15 protein-coding genes are annotated in these 16,435 nt (G+C 71.4%); 2 read left to right on the forward strand and 13 right to left on the reverse strand.

Annotation, left to right across the window (positions count from 1 at the left end):
• The first annotated feature begins 394 nt into the window (after positions 1–394).
• A complete protein-coding gene (xseA, locus tag M503_RS0115090) occupies positions 395–1,756 on the forward strand; it encodes an exodeoxyribonuclease VII large subunit (protein ID WP_028920378.1) in 1,362 nt (453 codons plus the stop codon).
• 225 nt (positions 1,757–1,981) lie between these two features.
• On the opposite strand, the gene M503_RS0115095 is transcribed toward xseA, so the two are convergent.
• The 11 genes from M503_RS0115095 to rpoE all read right to left on the reverse strand — a co-directional run bounded on the left by M503_RS0115095 (position 1,982) and on the right by rpoE (position 12,373).
• A complete protein-coding gene (locus M503_RS0115095; protein WP_028920377.1) occupies positions 1,982–2,884 on the reverse strand; it encodes a carbon-nitrogen hydrolase family protein in 903 nt (300 codons plus the stop codon).
• Positions 2,881–3,489 (reverse strand): GNAT family N-acetyltransferase, encoded by a 609-nt coding sequence (locus M503_RS0115100; RefSeq protein WP_028920376.1) that lies wholly within the window; start codon positions 3,487–3,489, stop codon positions 2,881–2,883. The genes M503_RS0115095 and M503_RS0115100 overlap by 4 nt, the downstream gene beginning before the upstream one ends.
• Positions 3,490–3,542: 53 nt before the next feature.
• Complete coding sequence (gene recO, locus M503_RS0115105) at positions 3,543–4,274, reverse strand: DNA repair protein RecO (protein WP_024869599.1); 732 nt, start codon at positions 4,272–4,274, stop codon at positions 3,543–3,545.
• A 73-nt stretch (positions 4,275–4,347) separates the two neighbouring features.
• Positions 4,348–5,268, reverse strand: coding sequence for a GTPase Era (gene era / locus M503_RS0115110; protein ID WP_028920375.1), 921 nt, complete (start codon positions 5,266–5,268; stop codon positions 4,348–4,350).
• 12 nt (positions 5,269–5,280) lie between these two features.
• Positions 5,281–5,949: a ribonuclease III gene (gene rnc / locus M503_RS0115115; RefSeq protein WP_037061608.1), complete on the reverse strand. Its 669-nt coding sequence runs from the start codon at positions 5,947–5,949 to the stop codon at positions 5,281–5,283.
• A 10-nt stretch (positions 5,950–5,959) separates the two neighbouring features.
• Entirely contained in the window at positions 5,960–6,346 is a 387-nt protein-coding gene (locus M503_RS0115120) for a DUF4845 domain-containing protein (RefSeq protein ID WP_024869596.1), read from the reverse strand.
• Positions 6,347–6,401: 55 nt separating this feature from the next.
• On the reverse strand, positions 6,402–7,202 hold the full coding sequence (gene lepB, locus M503_RS0115125; protein WP_028920373.1) for a signal peptidase I: 801 nt from the start codon (positions 7,200–7,202) through the stop codon (positions 6,402–6,404).
• 85 nt (positions 7,203–7,287) lie between these two features.
• Positions 7,288–9,081, reverse strand: coding sequence for a translation elongation factor 4 (lepA, locus tag M503_RS0115130; protein WP_028920372.1), 1,794 nt, complete (start codon positions 9,079–9,081; stop codon positions 7,288–7,290).
• 133 nt (positions 9,082–9,214) lie between these two features.
• Positions 9,215–10,735: a DegQ family serine endoprotease gene (locus tag M503_RS0115135; protein ID WP_028920371.1), complete on the reverse strand. Its 1,521-nt coding sequence runs from the start codon at positions 10,733–10,735 to the stop codon at positions 9,215–9,217.
• Between the two features lie 115 nt (positions 10,736–10,850).
• The gene (locus M503_RS0115140) at positions 10,851–11,747 is read right to left on the reverse strand and encodes a sigma-E factor negative regulatory protein (protein WP_028920370.1); all 897 of its coding nucleotides are present in this window, start codon (positions 11,745–11,747) and stop codon (positions 10,851–10,853) included.
• On the reverse strand, positions 11,744–12,373 hold the full coding sequence (gene rpoE / locus M503_RS0115145) for an RNA polymerase sigma factor RpoE (protein WP_028920369.1): 630 nt from the start codon (positions 12,371–12,373) through the stop codon (positions 11,744–11,746). Before rpoE ends, M503_RS0115140 begins: the two co-directional genes overlap by 4 nt.
• A 274-nt stretch (positions 12,374–12,647) precedes the next feature.
• Here rpoE and M503_RS0115150 point away from each other — a divergent pair, with 274 nt between their 5' ends.
• Positions 12,648–14,711 carry a 3-hydroxyacyl-CoA dehydrogenase NAD-binding domain-containing protein gene (locus M503_RS0115150; protein WP_028920368.1) on the forward strand — a complete coding sequence of 688 codons (2,064 nt, stop codon included), beginning with the start codon at positions 12,648–12,650 and terminating at the stop codon, positions 14,709–14,711.
• Positions 14,712–14,943: 232 nt separating this feature from the next.
• On the opposite strand, the gene M503_RS0115155 is transcribed toward M503_RS0115150, so the two are convergent.
• On the reverse strand, positions 14,944–15,303 hold the full coding sequence (locus M503_RS0115155; RefSeq protein WP_028920367.1) for a hypothetical protein: 360 nt from the start codon (positions 15,301–15,303) through the stop codon (positions 14,944–14,946).
• The gene (locus M503_RS0115160; protein ID WP_081721084.1) at positions 15,300–16,415 is read right to left on the reverse strand and encodes a DUF4380 domain-containing protein; all 1,116 of its coding nucleotides are present in this window, start codon (positions 16,413–16,415) and stop codon (positions 15,300–15,302) included. Before M503_RS0115160 ends, M503_RS0115155 begins: the two co-directional genes overlap by 4 nt.
• Between the last annotated feature and the right edge of the window lie 20 nt (positions 16,416–16,435).

Genomic DNA, 16,435 nt, shown 5'->3' on the forward strand with positions numbered 1-16,435 from the left:
GAGGCGCGGAGCAGGGGTTGGGGAGAGGGTTGGTATTGCGACGCCACTGGCTACCCGACCCTCACCCCTGCCCCTCTCCCGGAGGGAGAGGGGAGAAAAGAACGAAGCCACGACCCGAACGCGCCGAAAGACGCGGTAGCGCGGGGGTATGGCGCAAGCAGGCCATGGATGGCCTGCGTTCGCGCGTTGGAGCCATGGACGGCGGAATCGCGCGATGCGCCATACCCCCGCGCTGCCGCGGCTCCGTCCGGAGCTAGCCACACCAACCCATCACCAGCAGTGCGCTGTCGATGCGGTGTGGCGGCTGGCGCGTGGTGATGCGTAAACACCGCCAGCGCCCTCGTTCATTCCCGGCGCCACCGCGCTATCCTGTCCCGCCAAGCCCCACCCGCCGATGTCCGAGCAGAATCCCATCCTGACGCCCAGCCAGCTCAACACCCTGGCGCGCGACCTGCTGGAGAGCGCGTTCCCGCTGGTGTGGGTCGAGGGCGAACTGGGCAACGTCACCCGCCCGGGGTCCGGGCACCTGTACTTCACCCTCAAGGACGCGCGCGCCCAGGTGCGCTGCGCCATGTTCCGGCCCAAGAGCCAGTGGCTGAAGTTCGTCCCCCGCGAAGGCCTCAAAGTGCTCGGCCGCGGCCGCCTCACCCTGTACGAAGCGCGCGGCGATTACCAGCTGGTGTTCGACCACCTCGAGGAAGCCGGCGAAGGCGCCCTGCGCCGCGCCTTCGAAGGGCTGCGCGCCAGGCTCGCCGCCGAAGGCCTGTTCGACGAAGGCCGCAAGCGCCCGCTGCCGCAGTGGGTGCGCCGCCTGGCCGTGATCACCTCGCCCACCGGCGCCGCCGTGCGCGACGTGCTGAGCGTGCTTGGCCGCCGCCTGCCGCTGCTGGACGTGGAGATCCTGCCCAGCCTCGTGCAGGGCGACACCGCCGCCGCGCAGATCACCGACCTGCTGCAGCGTGCCGGCGCCAGCGGCCGTTACGACGCCATCCTGCTGGCGCGTGGCGGCGGCTCGCTGGAAGACCTGTGGGCGTTCAACGACGAACGCCTGGTGCGTGCGATCGCCGCCTCGCCGGTGCCGGTGGTCTCGGCGGTCGGCCACGAGACCGACTTCACCCTCGCCGACTTCGCCGCCGACGTGCGCGCGCCGACGCCTTCTGTGGCCGCCGAACTGCTGGTGCCGGACGGGCGCGACTTGGCGCAGCGCCTGCGCATGTTGCGGTCGCGGCTGCGCGCGCTGCAGCGCCAGCGCCTGGTCCAGGCCATGCAGCGCGCCGACCGCGCCGCGTTGCGCCTGCAGGCGCAATCGCCGCAGGCGCGCCTGCACCTGCTGCGCCAGCGCCACGCCGAACTGCAGCGGCGCCTCGATGCGCTGTGGCAGCGCCAGCTGCAGGCGCGCGTGTCGCGCCTGCGCCACGCCAGCGCGGTCTTGCGCGCGCACCATCCCGCGCGCCGCCTGGCGCAGCTGCAGGCGCGCCTGCAGCGGCTCGAGTCGCGGCCGCAGGCGTTCATCGCCCGCGTCCTGCAGCGCGACACGCTGCGCCTGCGCGGACTGGCCCGCTCGCTGGAAGCCTGCAGTCCACTGGCCACGGTCGCGCGCGGTTACTCGATCCTCACCCGCGCCGACGACGGACGACTGGTCCAGTCGGTGCAGCAGGTCGCGCCGGGCGACCGGCTGCAGGCGCGGCTGCGCGATGGCGGGTTGGCGTTGACGGTCCAGGCCGTGCAGCCGGGTGAGGACAGCGGGAACCGCTAGACGCGCGCGCGCCACCACGGGCCTGGCGACGTCACCTGGCTCGCCTGCCCCCGCTCTCCCCAACCCCGCTCCGCGCCCCGGCCCGCCTCCATTGACGCGGGCGTTCGGCGGCATGCACGCCAGTGGTGCGCAAGCATGCCGCCTCACACCGGTGGGATCGGGATTACCGACCCGTAGCCCGGACAAGCGGAACGCATCCGGGGATGGAGTGCGCAACTGGCGGTGCTACCCCGTCGGCGTCTCCGGTTCGAAACCGGCCACACGCGCGCGGACCAGCGCCGGCGCCTGCTGTGCGGTCCAATCGCGGTCGTTGGCGACCTGCGCCTTGCCCCGGGTGCCCTCGAGCAGTTCGAAGTCGAGGTCGGCCACGGCCCAGGTTTCGTCGCCCTGCGTGCTGGCGAGCACGCCATCGGGCGGGAAGCCGACGTCCATCGGCGCGAACAGCGCCGCCTCGCCGGTGTTCTCGTCCAGCGCCGGGCTCCACGGCGCCGCCCCGGCGGTGACCGACTGCACCACGAACATCCGGTTCTCCAGCGCGCGGGCCAGGCAGCCGACGCGCACGCGCGTCGCGCCCGCGGCGGTATCCGTGCAGCTGGGCACCAGCAGCAGGCGCGCGCCGGCCTCGTACTGCGCGCGCACCGGCAGCGGGAACTCGCTGTCGTAGCAGATGGAAACGCCGGCGCGCACGCCGGCGATATCCAGCACCTTGAGTGCGTCGCCGCCGTCGATCTCGCCGGTGGCCTTCTCGAAACCGGTCAGCTGCAGCTTGTCCTGCCAGGCATGGCGGCCGTCGGGCGCGAACACGTCGCAGCGGTTGCGGTAGCGGTCGTCGGCCTGCGCCAGCAGGAAACTGCCGGCGGCCACGTACATCCCGGTCTCGCGGGCCAGCTGCGCGAACAGCGCCAGCCACTGCGCGCGCAGCGACTGGATCGCGGCCAGCGAGGCCTGCAGGTCCGCGTGGATTTCCGGCGGAAACGTCGCCGCCAGTTCCAGCGACAGGTATTCGGGCAGCACCGCGACCTGGGCGCCATGCGCGGCGGCTTCGCCCAGCAGGCGGCGCTGCTTTTCGGCGAAGTCGGCGAACGAGGCCGGCTTGCCCACCGGGTACTTGCAGGCGGCGGCCTTCATGGCGCGGCCGCCCAGTCGCGCAGCCAGAACGTCAGCGGATGCAGGGTTTCCTCCTCGTTGTCGAGTTCCTTCCACGGCAGCATGCAGGTCATGCCCGGCAGGCGCGCATAGCCGCGGCCATGCCAGAACGTGTCGTTGGGCCGGTAGCCCTGCGGCCTGCGCGGATCGTCGGGCGCGCGGTCCACCGCGCAGAACGCAGTCCAGCGGAAGCCGCCCAGTCCGCGCGCGTGCGCCTCGCGCTCGTCGAAGAAGGCGTGGCCGATGCCGCGGCCGCGGTACTCCGGCAGCAGCACCGATTCGCCGAAGTAGAACACCTCGCCCACCGGCAGGCCGGCCTGCTCCAACGGCTTGCGGAACGCTTCCTGGTCGTCGGCCAGCGGCAGGCCGGTGGAGGCGCCGACCACGCGGTCGCCATCCAGCGCCAGCACCAGCACGCTGCCGGGCGATTCGAGGTAGGCGGCCAGGTATTCGCGCTCGTAGGCGTCGTCGCCGGCGTAGAGGTAGGGCCATTCGCGGAATACCGCGATGCGCAGGCGGGCGACGTCGTCCAGCCAGGGCGCGATCCCGGCACCGCTCAGGCGGCGGATTTCATGGGTCTTGGACATGCGCGGATTCTAGCGGGCGCAATGCGGGCCGACGCAGGAATGCGCAGCGGTGTTCAGCGCGAAGAAGCGATACGTCCCAGCGAAGCCGCCATCTCCCACGACTTCAGCCCGCGCGAGCCGAGGTGGTGCGCCAGCACCGCGCGCAGCGGCAGGCGCAGGCTGGCCAGGTCGGCGGGCCCGGGGCGTTCGTCGGCGGCCAGCGCCAGCAGCGCACTACCGGTGGCGGCGGCGCTGCGCTCGGACTGGCCGCGGTCGCTGAGCAGGCGGCGCGGGCCGTGTTCCGGATCGAGGCGGTAGCGCGCCGCCGGATCGATCGGTTCGCCGTCGCCGTCGACGTAAAGCTCGAAGCCCAGGCCCAGCGCGCCGAGCAGGTCGCGCTCGAAGCGGCGCAGGGTCCACGCCAGCGACGCATCGCCGGCCAGGCGCGCACGGGTGCGCGCGTAGGCCGCGTCCAGCTCCGGCAACGGATCCTGGCGCGGCGCCAGGCGCAGCACCAGTTCGTTGACGTAGAAGGCGGCAAGGATCGCGTCGCCAGACAGCTGCGGCGCCGCATCCAGCGCCTCGGCGCTGCGCAGCTGCGCCAGCTCGCCGGCCATCACCGCGTCGAAGCGGATGTGCTGCAGCGGCTGCAGCGCCGCGCGCAGCACCTGCCGCTTCGGCGACTGCACGCCGCGCGCGACCAGGCCGATGCGGCCATGGCCGGCGCTGAGCACCTCCACCAGCAGGCTGGTCTCGCGCCAGGGACGCGCATGCAGGACGAAACCGGTCTCGCCGTCCAGGCGCATGTCAGGACCGTCGCAGGATGGGAAGCGGAAGCGGGCCGACCTTCGCCGTCACCTGTTCCTCCGCGGAAGCGGTTCAGTCGCCGTAGCCGAAGGCCTTGAGCGCCGCCTCGTCGTCGGACCAGCCTTCGCGCACGCGCACCCAGGTCTCCAGGAACACCTTGCGCCCGAACAGCCGCTCCATCTGCTGGCGCGACTTGCTGCCGATCTCGCGCAGGCGCGCGCCGCCCTTGCCAATCACGATCGGCTTCTGGCCCTCGCGCTCGACCCACACCACCGCGCCGATGCGCAGCAGCTCGCCGTCCTCGGCGAAGCGTTCGATCTCCACCGTGGTCGCGTACGGCAGCTCGTCGCCGAGCTGGCGCATCAGCTGCTCGCGGACCAGCTCGCCGGCGAGGAAGCGCTGGCTGCGGTCGGTGATCTCGTCCTCCTCGAATACCGGCGGCGCTTCCGGCAGCAGCCTGAGCAGGTCGCGCACCAGCGCGTCCAGGCCCTTGCGCTTGAGCGCCGACAGCGGATGGATCGCGGCGAACTCGCGGCCTTCGCTGACCTGGGCCAGGAACGGCAGCAGCGCGCTCTTGTCCTTGAGCCGGTCGACCTTGTTCACCGCCAGCACCACCGGGATGCCGGCGTCGCGCAGGACGTTGAACACCAGGGTGTCCTCCTCGTCCCAGCGCCCCGCCTCGACCACCATCAGGCCGACGTCCACGTCCTCCAGCGCGCCGCGCGCGGCGCGGTTCATCACCCGGCTCATCGCCGAGGCCTTGAACCGGCCCTCGCTGCGGTGCAGGCCGGGGGTATCGACCAGCAGCAGCTGGCCGCCCGGCACGGTGGCGATGCCCAGCAGGCGGTGGCGGGTGGTCTGCGGCCGGTTGGAGACGATGCTGACCTTGGCGCCGACCAGGGCATTGACCAGGGTCGACTTGCCGACGTTGGGCCGGCCGATCACCGCGACGCTGCCGCAGCGGTGGGAATCTTCGGTGTGTTCGGAATTCACGTATGGGACCGCTTATGGATGCCGGGGCGAAGGCTCCAGCCTTTCCAGCACCGCCGCCGCGGCGGCCTGTTCGGCCAGCCGGCGGGACGTGCCCTGCCCCTCGGCGCTGACCGGGGGCTCGCTCAGGGTACACCGGGCAAGGAACACCTTGGCGTGTTCCTCCCCGCTCTCGGAAACCAGCTCGTAGGCCGGCAGGGGCCGCTGCCGCGCCTGCAGCCATTCCTGCAGGCGGGTCTTGGCGTCTTTTTCGGGCTTGCCGGCCGGCAGCGCGGCCAGGGCCTGCTCGAACCAGGGCAGGACCACCTCGCGGCAGGCGTCCCAGCCGGCGTCCAGGTAGATGGCGGCGACCACCGCCTCCAGCGCGTCGGCCAGGATCGAATCGCGGCGGAAGCCGCCGGACTTCAGCTCGCCCGGGCCCAGGGTCAGGCGCGAGCCCAGGTCCAGCTGGCGGGCGATGGCGGCCAGCGAGGCCTCGCGGACCAGTTCGGCGCGGGCGCGGGTGAGCACGCCTTCGTCGGCCTGCGGCCAGCGCCGGTACAGCGCCTCGGCGGCGAGCAGGTTGACCACGCCGTCGCCGAGGAATTCCAGCCGCTCGTTGTGCGGCGTGCCGGCGCTGCGGTGGGTCAGCGCCTGGGCCAGCAGCGACGGATCGGCGAACGGGTGGCCGATCCTGTCGCGCATCACGGTACGGTCACTCGCCACCACCGCGCCGGGTGAGTTCCTGGGTGCGGTCGAACTTGCCGACCACGTCCAGGTTGCCGACCAGCGAACGCCGGACCTCGTAGTTCACGCGCATCTTCCAGCCGCCGTTGGTGCGCTCGAACTTCACGTTCTGCGGCTTCACGTTCTCGGAGTAGTTGATGTACAGGCGGCGGAAGAACAGGTCCTGGACCCGGGCCGGGTCCATGTCGGCCACGCCCGGCTCGTTGGCCAGGCCCTTCATCGCCGAGGTGACCGCGTAGTACTCCTGGTACATGGGGAACAGCTTCATGCCCACGTAGGCGGCGAAGCCGACCACGGCCAGCACGACCAGGAACCCCACCAGGCTCAGACCGCTTTGCTTGCGCTTGTTTGCCATTTCCCCGTACCTCGATGCTGGGCCGGCGCATACCCTACGCTGGCTGCGTCGCCCGTTACTTGATCTTCGTCCCGATCCGCGAAGGATCGAAACTCCCCTTGCAGAACCAGCCCTCGCAGTTCAGCCAGATCAGGAACGCACGGCCGCGGAGGTTTTCCTCGGGCAGGAAGTGCGTCTGGGTCCAGAACCGGCTGTCCTCGCTATTATCACGATTGTCGCCCATGACGAAATAGTGGCCGTCGGGGACGGTCCATTCGCCCTGGCCGGCGGGGTTGGCGCGGCCCAGCCATTCCAGCACCTCGTGCTCGCGGCCCGGCAGCTTCTCCAGCAGCAGGGTCGCCCCGTTCATCTCCGCGCCGCGGCCCTGGCCGATGAACTCGCCCAGCTCCACGTATTCCACCGCCTCGCCGTTCACGTACAGGGTGTCGCCGTGGAAGCCGATGCGGTCGCCCGGCAGGCCGATGATGCGCTTGATCCAGTTCTGGTCCGGGGCGTGCGGCGGCTTGAACACCACCACGTCGCCGCGCTCCGGCTCGCCCAGGTCGACGAACTTGGCGTTGGTCACCGGCAGGCGCAGGCCGTAGGCGAACTTGTTGACCAGGATGAAGTCGCCGATCAGCAGGTTCGGCATCATCGAGCTGGACGGGATCTTGTAAGGCTCGGCGACGAAGCTGCGCAGCACCAGCACCGCGGCCAGCACCGGGAAGAACGCGCGCGAATAGTCGACGACCACCGGCTCCTCGGCCAGCAGGCCGTCGCGGGCGGCGCGGCGCTTGGCCAGGAACAGCCTGTCGAGCAGCCAGATCAGGCCGGTGGCGAAAGTCAGCACGACCAGGCCGAGCTCAAACCATTTCATTCGATGTCCTTAGCGGGTCGGAACCGGAACGGGGAACGTGGGGAGGGCGACGCGGCGCCCGGCGGCGCTAGCGTCGCCCGGGACGTCACTTGCTGTCCACCTGCAGCACCGCCAGGAAGGCCTCCTGCGGGATCTCGACGCGGCCGACCTGCTTCATCCGCTTCTTGCCCTCCTTCTGCTTCTCGAGGAGCTTCTTCTTGCGGGTGATGTCGCCGCCGTAGCACTTGGCCAGCACGTTCTTGCGCAGCGCCTTGACCGTGGAACGGGCGATGATCTGCGAGCCGATCGCGGCCTGGATGGCCACGTCGAACTGCTGGCGCGGGATCAGGTCCTTCATCTTCTCGCACAGCTCGCGGCCGCGGCGGTCGGCGTGGCTGCGGTGGACGATGATCGACAGCGCGTCGACGCGGTCGCCGTTGATCAGCGTGTCCACGCGCACGAACGGGCCGGCGTCGAAGCGCAGGAAGTGGTAGTCCAGCGAGGCATAGCCGCGGCTGACCGACTTGAGCTTGTCGAAGAAGTCCAGCACCACCTCGGCCATCGGCAGCTCGTAGCTGATCTGCACCTGGCTGGCCATGTAGGTGATGCCCAGCTGCACGCCGCGCTTGTCCTCGCACAGCTTGATGATGTTGCCGATGTATTCCTCGGGGGTGAGGATGTTGGCGCGGATGATCGGCTCGCGGACTTCCTGGATCAGGTTGGCCTGCGGCAGCTTGGCCGGGTTGTCCAGCGGCATCACCGTGCCGTCGGTCTTCAGCACCTCGTACACCACCGTCGGCGCGGTGGTGATGAGGTCGAGGTCGTACTCGCGCTCCAGGCGCTCCTGCACGATCTCCATGTGCAGCATGCCGAGGAAGCCGCAGCGGAAGCCGAAGCCCATCGCCTCCGAGCTTTCCGGCTCGAAGCGCAGCGCCGCGTCGTTCAGGCGCAGCTTCTCCAGCGCCTCGCGCAGGTCCGGGTAGTCCTCGGCGTTGACCGGGAACAGGCCGGCGAACACGCGGGGCTGCATTTCCTGGAAGCCCGGCAGCGGCGCCGCCGCCGGCGCGCTGGCCAGGGTCAGGGTGTCGCCCACCGGGGCGCCGTGCACGTCCTTGATCGAAGCGGTGATCCAGCCCACCTCGCCGGCCTTCAGCGCCGGCAGTTCCTTGCGCTTGGGGGTGAACACGCCGACCTTGTCCACCTCGTGGGTGCGGCCGGTGGACATCACCAGGATCTTGCTCTTCGGGGTGATCTCGCCCTGCATCACGCGCACCAGCGAGACCACGCCCAGGTAGTTGTCGAACCAGGAGTCGATGATCAGCGCCTGCAGCCGGTCGGTGTCGCGCGGCTTCGGCGGCGGGATGCGGTGGACGATCGCCTCCAGCACCTGGTCGACGTTGAGGCCGGTCTTGGCGCTGACCGCGACCGCGTCGGAGGCGTCGATGCCGATCACCGCCTCGATCTCGGCCTTGGCGCGCTCGATGTCGGCGGTGGGCAGGTCGATCTTGTTGAGCACCGGCACCACTTCCAGGCCCTGCTCCACCGCGGTGTAGCAGTTGGCCACGGACTGGGCCTCGACGCCCTGGGCGGCGTCCACCACCAGCAGCGCGCCCTCGCAGGCGGCCAGCGAGCGGCTGACCTCGTAGGAGAAGTCGACGTGCCCGGGGGTGTCGATGAAGTTCAGGAAGTAGGTGTTCCCGTCCTTGGCCTTGTACGGCAGGGACACCGACTGCGCCTTGATGGTGATGCCGCGCTCGCGCTCGATCGGGTTCGAGTCGAGCACCTGCGCTTCCATCTCGCGCGCTTCGAGGCCGCCACACAGCTGGATGATGCGGTCGGCGAGGGTCGACTTGCCATGGTCGACGTGGGCAATGATGGAGAAGTTGCGGATGAACCGCATCGGATCGGAAGACATGTGGGGGCGGCGGTCTCGTGCCGTCGTCGGGTAACGGCGGATTATCGCACGCCGGAAGCGGCTCCCGCCCCTGCCCCCGGTAACGGCGCGGCGCCCCGGGGGCGCCGCGCCTGGCAGTTCAGTCTTCCGCGCCCACGGTGATGGCGACGAACTGGTTCACCCCGGCCGCGCCACGGATCAGCAGCATCACCGTGTCGCCCTTGCGCAGGTCGCGCAGGGCGCGTTCCAGCGCGGCCACGCTGCCGACCGGGGTGCGGCCGACCTGCAGGATCGCCATGCCCGGCTCGACCCCGGCCTCGCGGGCCTCGGCGCCGTCCACGCCGGTGATCAGCACGCCCTCGCCGGCCTCCAGGCCCAGCTGGCGGCGGCTGCGCGCATCCATCTCGGTCACGCTCAGGCCCAGCAGGTCCGCTTTGGACGCCGGCGCCGGGGCGCCGCCCTGCCCGTCATCCAGGGTCGCCGAGGCCTGCTGCCCGTCGATCGGCAGCTCGCCCAGGACCACGTCCAGGGTCCGCGACTTGCCGTCGCGGATGATCCCGACCCTGGCCCTGGTGCCCGGCGGCAGCATGCCCACCAGCGGCGGCAGGTCGGCGCTGGTCGCCACTTCCTGGCCGTTGACCGAGACGATCACGTCGCCGATCTCGATGCCGGCCTTCTCCGCGGCGCTGCCCGGCTCGACCCGGTTGACCAGCGCGCCCTTGTTCAGGCCCAGGGCCTTGGCCTTGGCCGAGTCGATCCGCTCGATGGTCACGCCGAGCATGCCGCGGCTGACCTTGCCGGTCTTCTTGATCTGGTCGACCGCGCTCATCGCCAGGTCGATCGGGATGGCGAAGCTCACCCCCATGTAGCCGCCGGAGTTGCTCAGGATCTGCGAGTTGATCCCGACCACCTCGCCGGAGGTGTTGAGCAGCGGACCGCCGGAGTTGCCGCGGTTGATCGCCACGTCGGTCTGGATGAACGGCACGTACTGCTGGCCGGCGCCGGTAGTGCGGCCGACCGCGCTGACGATGCCGGCGGTGACCGACTGGTCCAGGCCCAGCGGCGAGCCGATCGCCACCACCCACTGGCCGGGCTTGAGCGCCGCGGACTTGCCCTGGCGCAGCACCGGCAGGCCCTTGCCGTCGACCTTGAGCAGGGCCACGTCGTAGGTCGGGTCGCTGCCGACCACCTTGGCGGTGAACTCGCGGCGGTCGGACAGGCGCACGGTGACTTCCTCGGCGCCGTCGACCACGTGGTGGTTGGTCAGGATGTAGCCGTCGTCGGAAATGACGAAACCCGAACCCACCGAGCGGGCCGACGGTCCACCCGGACCCGGCTGGCCGGGCGCACCCGGGAAGTCCGGGCCGAAGAAGCGGCGGAAGATCTCCGGGATCTGGTCCTCGGGAATGCCGCCCGCCGAGCGTGCGGAACGGCGCGCGCCGACCTTGGCCTCGATGTTGACCACCGCCGGGCTGACCTGCTCGACCAGCCGGGTGAAGTCCGGCAGGCCGCTGACCAGCGGGGTCGCCGGCGCGGTCACCGCGGCCGGGGCAGCGGTTGCGACGGGCGCATCGGCGGTATCGGGCGCGCGGGCGCAGGCGGCCAGCGGCGCGGTCAGGACCAGGGCGGCGAGAAGACTGGGACGGACTCGTGGGTTCATCAAATGCTTGCCTTCAGAGCGATGGGGAGAGCGGCCACGCGCGCGTGGCCGTGCAGGTGCACCTTGGGACGGAACGGGAGGCGGCGCCGGGCGATGGCCCGGGCCGCCGGCGGGATCAGCGTTGCAGGTCCTGCGGCGGCGGCTCCGGCAGGCTGGCCTCCTCCGCCGACTCGCTGGCCTGCGGTGCGGCCAGGCTCGGCTCGAACGGATAGAACGGGCTGCCGCCACCGGCCTGGCCGAAGCTGGCGGTGTAGGCGCTGCCGGTGCGCGGCAGCGCCGCGCGCGGCCACGGCCGGGCCTCCAGCGGCACCGCCGAGGCGAACGGATCGGCCGGCAGGGCCGGCAACGTGGTGGCGATCGCCGGGGCCTCGGCAACCGCATCGGCCAGCGGCGCGGTTATGGGTTCGGGCACGGACACGGGAGTGGTGGCCGAAGCCGTAGCGGCGCGACGCGGGCGGGGCGCGGACGCCACCTGGCGCGACGCCGGGCGCGAGGCGGCCGGCCGGGCCGCTGCGGGCGCTTCCACGGCCCGGGCGATGGTGGCAGCCGGCGCGGCGGCGGTCTCGGGAAGCACCGCTTCGGTCGACGGCAGCACCGCCACGGCCGGGGCGGGCCCGAAATCCGGGCCGGTCTGGGCCGGGCGGCCGACGAACATCGCCACCGCGGCGACCGAGGCGGCCAGCGCGGCGCCCCCGCCCCAGCGGGTCCAGAGCTGGCGGCGGCGCTGCGGCGCAGTCGGCGCGGCCACTTCGGCGGTCAGCGGCGCGGCAGCCACCGCCGCGGCGATGCGCTCGGCCAGGTCGGAACCGGCGCTGCGCCGGACCTGCCCGCGCAGCACGTCGCCGCACAGCTGCCAGCGCTCGAAGCGGCCGGACAGCTCGGTGTCGTGCTCCAGCCGGCGCAGCAGGAAGCGCGCCTCGTCCGGGGCCAGTTCGCCGTCGACCAGTGCCGACAGCTGCTGCCGGTAATGGAGTTCGAACTTGTCGTCGGTGTTGCGGGGATCGTGGCTCATGGACGGTTTCGTTCGCGTGTGGCGCTTTGGACATCAAGCAGGGGCCGAAGTTCGGCGTCGATGGCTTCGCGCGCCCGGAAGATGCGCGAGCGCACCGTCCCGATCGGGCAATCCATCTTCCGCGCGATCTCCTCGTAGCTCAGGCCATCGACCTCGCGCAGGGTGATGGCGGTCCGCAGTTCCTCCGGCAGCGCATCCACCGCCTTCATCACCGTGCGCTCCAGTTCCTCGCGCATGGCTTCGCGCTCGGGGGTGTCGGTGTCGCGCAGGCGGCTGCCGACGTCGTACTGCTCGGCATCGCTGGCATCGATGTCGTCCGTGGGCGGACGGCGGTTGTGGGCGACCAGGTGGTTCTTGGCGGTATTCACTGCGATGCGGTGCAACCAGGTATAGAACTGGGCGTCGCCGCGGAAATTCCCCAGCGCGCGGTAGGCGCGCATGAAGGTCTCCTGGGCCACGTCCTGGCATTCGCTCCAGTCCGCGACGTAGCGCCCGATCAGCCCGGTGATCCGGTGCTGGTACTTGCGCACCAGCAGGTCGAATGCCGCGCTGTCGCCACGCTGCACGCGGCGGACCAGCTCGAGGTCCAGCTCCTGGGTTGGATCCTTTGGCGTTCCTTCGGCCATGCCGGGCCAGACTCCTGTCGACCCGGCATTCCGGGCCTTGTGACCGCCGTCGGCGGGAAAAGTTCAACGGCTGGCGGCAACCGTCGTCCCGATGGGGGCCGGCTACGCCGCATCGCAGCCGCTGCGCGACGACATGCAAGGCCTTAACCGCGCGCCCAGTATCGTCCGCCGGCCGCCGTCCGCGAAGCCCGCGGTTCCGGGGTGGGGATTTGACGCCGCGGAAACAACCTCGGGATGATAGCGGCCCCTCCATACACAACCGGATGGTCAAGCCATGCTTCCAGGCTTCGACGGATTGCGATTCAGCCATTGGCAAGCGACCCAGCGCGATGACGGCGTGGTGGTGCTGGCCCTGGACCGGCAGGATGCGGCGGTCAACGCCCTGTCCCAGGACGTGCTGGTCGAGCTGGGCGACATCGTCGAACGGCTGGCCATGGACCCGCCGAAGGGCGTGGTGTTCCGCTCGGCCAAGCCTTCGGGCTTCATCGCCGGCGCCGACCTCAAGGAATTCCAGGAGTTCGACCGCAAGGGCACGGTCAATGACGCGATCCGTCGCGGCCAGGCCGTGTTCCAGAAGGTCGCCGAGCTGCCCTGCCCGACCGCCGCGGCGATCCACGGCTTCTGCATGGGCGGCGGCACCGAGCTGGCGCTGGCCTGCGACTACCGCGTCGCCAGCAGCGACAGCTCCACCCGCATCGGCCTGCCGGAAACCCAGCTGGGCATCTTCCCGGGCTGGGGCGGCAGCGCGCGCCTGCCGCGCCTGGTCGGCGCGCCGGCGGCGATGGACATGATGCTGACCGGACGCACGCTGTCGGCGTCGGCCGCGCGCGGCATCGGCCTGGTCGACAAGGTGGTCGAACCGGCGCTGCTGGAGGACGCGGCCGCGGCGCTGGCGCTGAAGGGCCTGCAACGTCCGTTCGGCCAGCGCTTCAAGGGCTGGGCCACGAACACCTGGCTGGCGCGGAAGATCCTCGCCCCGCAGATGGCCAAGCAGGTCGCGCGCAAGGCGCGCAAGGAGCACTACCCGGCCCCGTACGCGCTGATCTCGACCTGGGAACGCAGCGGCGGCGCGGGCATCCAGGCGCGCCTGGACGCCGAGCGCCGCGCGGTGGTCAAGCTGGCCGCCAGCCCGACCGCGCGCAACCTGATCCGCATCTTCTTCCTCACCGAGCGCCTGAAGGGCCTGGGCGGCAAGGACCACGGCATCTCCCACGTGCACGTGGTCGGCGCCGGCGTGATGGGCGGCGACATCGCCGCGTGGTCGGCCTACAAGGGCTTCAACGTGACCCTGCAGGACCGCGAGCAGCGCTTCATCGACGGCGCGCTGGGTCGCGCCAGCGAGCTGTTCGCCAAGCGGGTCAAGGACGAGAGCAAGCGCCCGGCGGTGGCCGCGCGCCTGCAGGGCGACCTGGCCGGCGACGGCGTGGCCACGGCCGACCTGGTGATCGAGGCGATCATCGAGAACCCGGAGGCCAAGCGCGCCCTGTACGAATCGATCGAGCCGCGCCTGAAACCCGACGCGCTGCTGACCACCAATACCTCCTCGATCCCGCTGGACGAGCTGCGCGAGCACATCGACCGCCCGGCGCAGTTCGCCGGCCTGCACTACTTCAACCCGGTGGCGCTGATGCCTCTGGTGGAGATCGTCCAGCACGACCGCCTCGACGAGGCCACGGTCAAGCGCCTGGCCGCGTTCTGCAAGGCGCTGGACAAGTTCCCGGTGCCGGTCGCCGGCACCCCGGGCTTCCTGGTCAACCGCGTGCTGTTCCCGTACATGCTCGAGGCCGCGCACGCCTACGCCGAGGGCATCCCCGGCGCGGTGATCGACAAGGCCGCGGTGAAGTTCGGCATGCCGATGGGCCCGATCGAGCTGATCGACACCGTCGGCCTGGACGTGGCCCAGGGTGTGGGAGCGGAGCTGTCGCCGTTCCTCGGCCTGCAGCTGCCGGCGGCGCTGTCCACGGTCGAGCCGGGCAAGCGCGGCAAGAAGGACGGCCAGGGCCTGTACAAGTGGGAGAACGGCAAGCCGGTCAAGCCGGCAGTGCCGCAGGGCTACACCGCCCCTTCGGACCTGGAGGACCGCCTGGTCCTGCCGCTGCTCAACGAGGCGGTGGCCTGCCTGCACGACGGCGTGGTCGCCGATGCCGACCTGCTCGATGCCGGCGTGATCTTCGGCACCGGCTTCGCGCCGTTCCGCGGCGGCCCGATCCAGCACATCCGCGCCGCCGGCGTGGACGGCCTGCTGGAGAAGCTGCGCACCCTGCAGGGCCGCTACGGCGACCGCTTCGCCCCGCGTCCGGGCTGGTACAACCCGCTGCTGCGGCAGCCGCCGGAGTAAGCGCCACGCAGGCGCATGGTCGCGACGGCGCGGCAGGCCGGCCGGACCAAGGACAATGGCCGGCGCAATGCGCCGGCCATTTCGTTTGCGGCGAACCGGCGCCCACGCTGGAAACGCGAAGGCAGCAGGCAGCCATCGCCGGCCAGGCCGCCGTGTCGCACACGTCGTCATGCGGCACGTGTCCGCCGGCCGCTGCCCTGTAGAGCGGGGCCTGCCCCGCTGCCCCGCCGCCTCACACCGGAGCCGACCGGCTCCCCAGCCATGCCCACGCCAGCCAACCGGCCGACAGCAGCTGCACCGCCAGCGCACCGGCAACCAGCCACGCCCAGCGCCCCGGCCGCAGCCGCCACCACGCCAGCACCCCGGCCAGCAGCACCACCGGCGACACGCAGGCCCAGGCGAACCAGAGGATGCCGATGGCGACGCAGCCAAAGCCCTCGCAGTACAGCCCGTAGGCATGGATCGCCATGCCGCACAGCGCCAGCACTGCGACCGCGTAGGTGCCGGCCAGCGCCCGCCATGGCCAGCGCGCACGCGGCTTCGCCGTCGCCGGCGTGCCGTCCTGCGCTTCGATCGCCGCCGGCACGCTCATTCGATGCCTGCCTCGTCCAGCATCCGCCGAAGGAACGCCACCTGCGCGTCGCGCCGGTCGGGGCCGTCATAGCGCCGCACCACCCACCATTCGCGCGCGCTGGTGGACTCGCCCGGCGCGAGGGTGACGTAGGGCGCGTGCACTTCCAGCTCCATCAGGCTCGGATAGGTCGCATCGGGCCGCCAGTCCAGGTACAGCTCGACCTGGCCCTGGTCAGGATGGATGCGCTCGACCGGCTGCCGCTCGAAATGGATCACGAAGGCCTGGCCGGCGTGGAAGCCGGCGAGCCAGCCCGCCTCGGGCTGGATGAAGACCTTGCCGCGCCGTCCCACCAGCCCCTCGCCCGGCGGCAGCAGTTCCAGCGAGAACAGGCCGTCCTCGTGGCGGGTGACCAGGCTGTCGTAGCCGTCTTCGGTGTCCGAGCGCACGCGCACGCCGCTGCCGTCGGCGGCCACCGGGACGTACACCCGCGTCTGCGGCGGCACCCGCGAGTTGAACCAGATGTCGCGCGCGACCGGTTCCCTGCGGATGTTGCGCATCTCCACCGACAGCCCGGCGGTGCCCGGGCGGTCCGGCGGCAGCTCGAAGCCGTAGCCCAGCTGCACGCCGCTGACCGGACTGGCCGTGCCTTCCAGCAGCAGCCGGTCCGCGCCCTGCTCCTGCACCTTCGCTGGCGCGTACGCCAGCCACGGATCCGGCGGCCACTCCGCCGCGGCCTTGCGCCGCGCCGGGTTGACCGTCTGGAACTTCCACCAGCCCGCCTGCGGCCCGACCCAGACCTCGTGGCCCATGTAAGGGATGTTTTCTCCGTCGGCGCCCACGCGCGGATCCGGCCGGCTGTCGACGGCCCCGCCGACCAGCAGCAGGTTCGGCGCGCCGGGCAGACCGATGTGCAGCACGCGTCCGCCCAGCCGCGGCGAGACCTCCAGCACCAGCGACGGGTTCTCCAGGCGCACGCGCGCCGGCGCAGGCGCGTCGGCCGCCAACGCGGCGCCGGCCATGGCCAGCGCGACTCCCGCCAGCAGACACGCGGTCAGTTTCAGCAGCCGCCCTCCCGTACCGCCGGCGCTGCCGGCCAGGAGGAACGCAGCAACAGCTGTCCAGCGACGCATCCGAGGCACTCCTCCCCGGC

Origin of the sequence: Pseudoxanthomonas suwonensis J47 (assembly GCF_000513955.1) — a bacterium.
Lineage (GTDB): Bacteria > Pseudomonadota > Gammaproteobacteria > Xanthomonadales > Xanthomonadaceae > Pseudoxanthomonas > Pseudoxanthomonas suwonensis_C.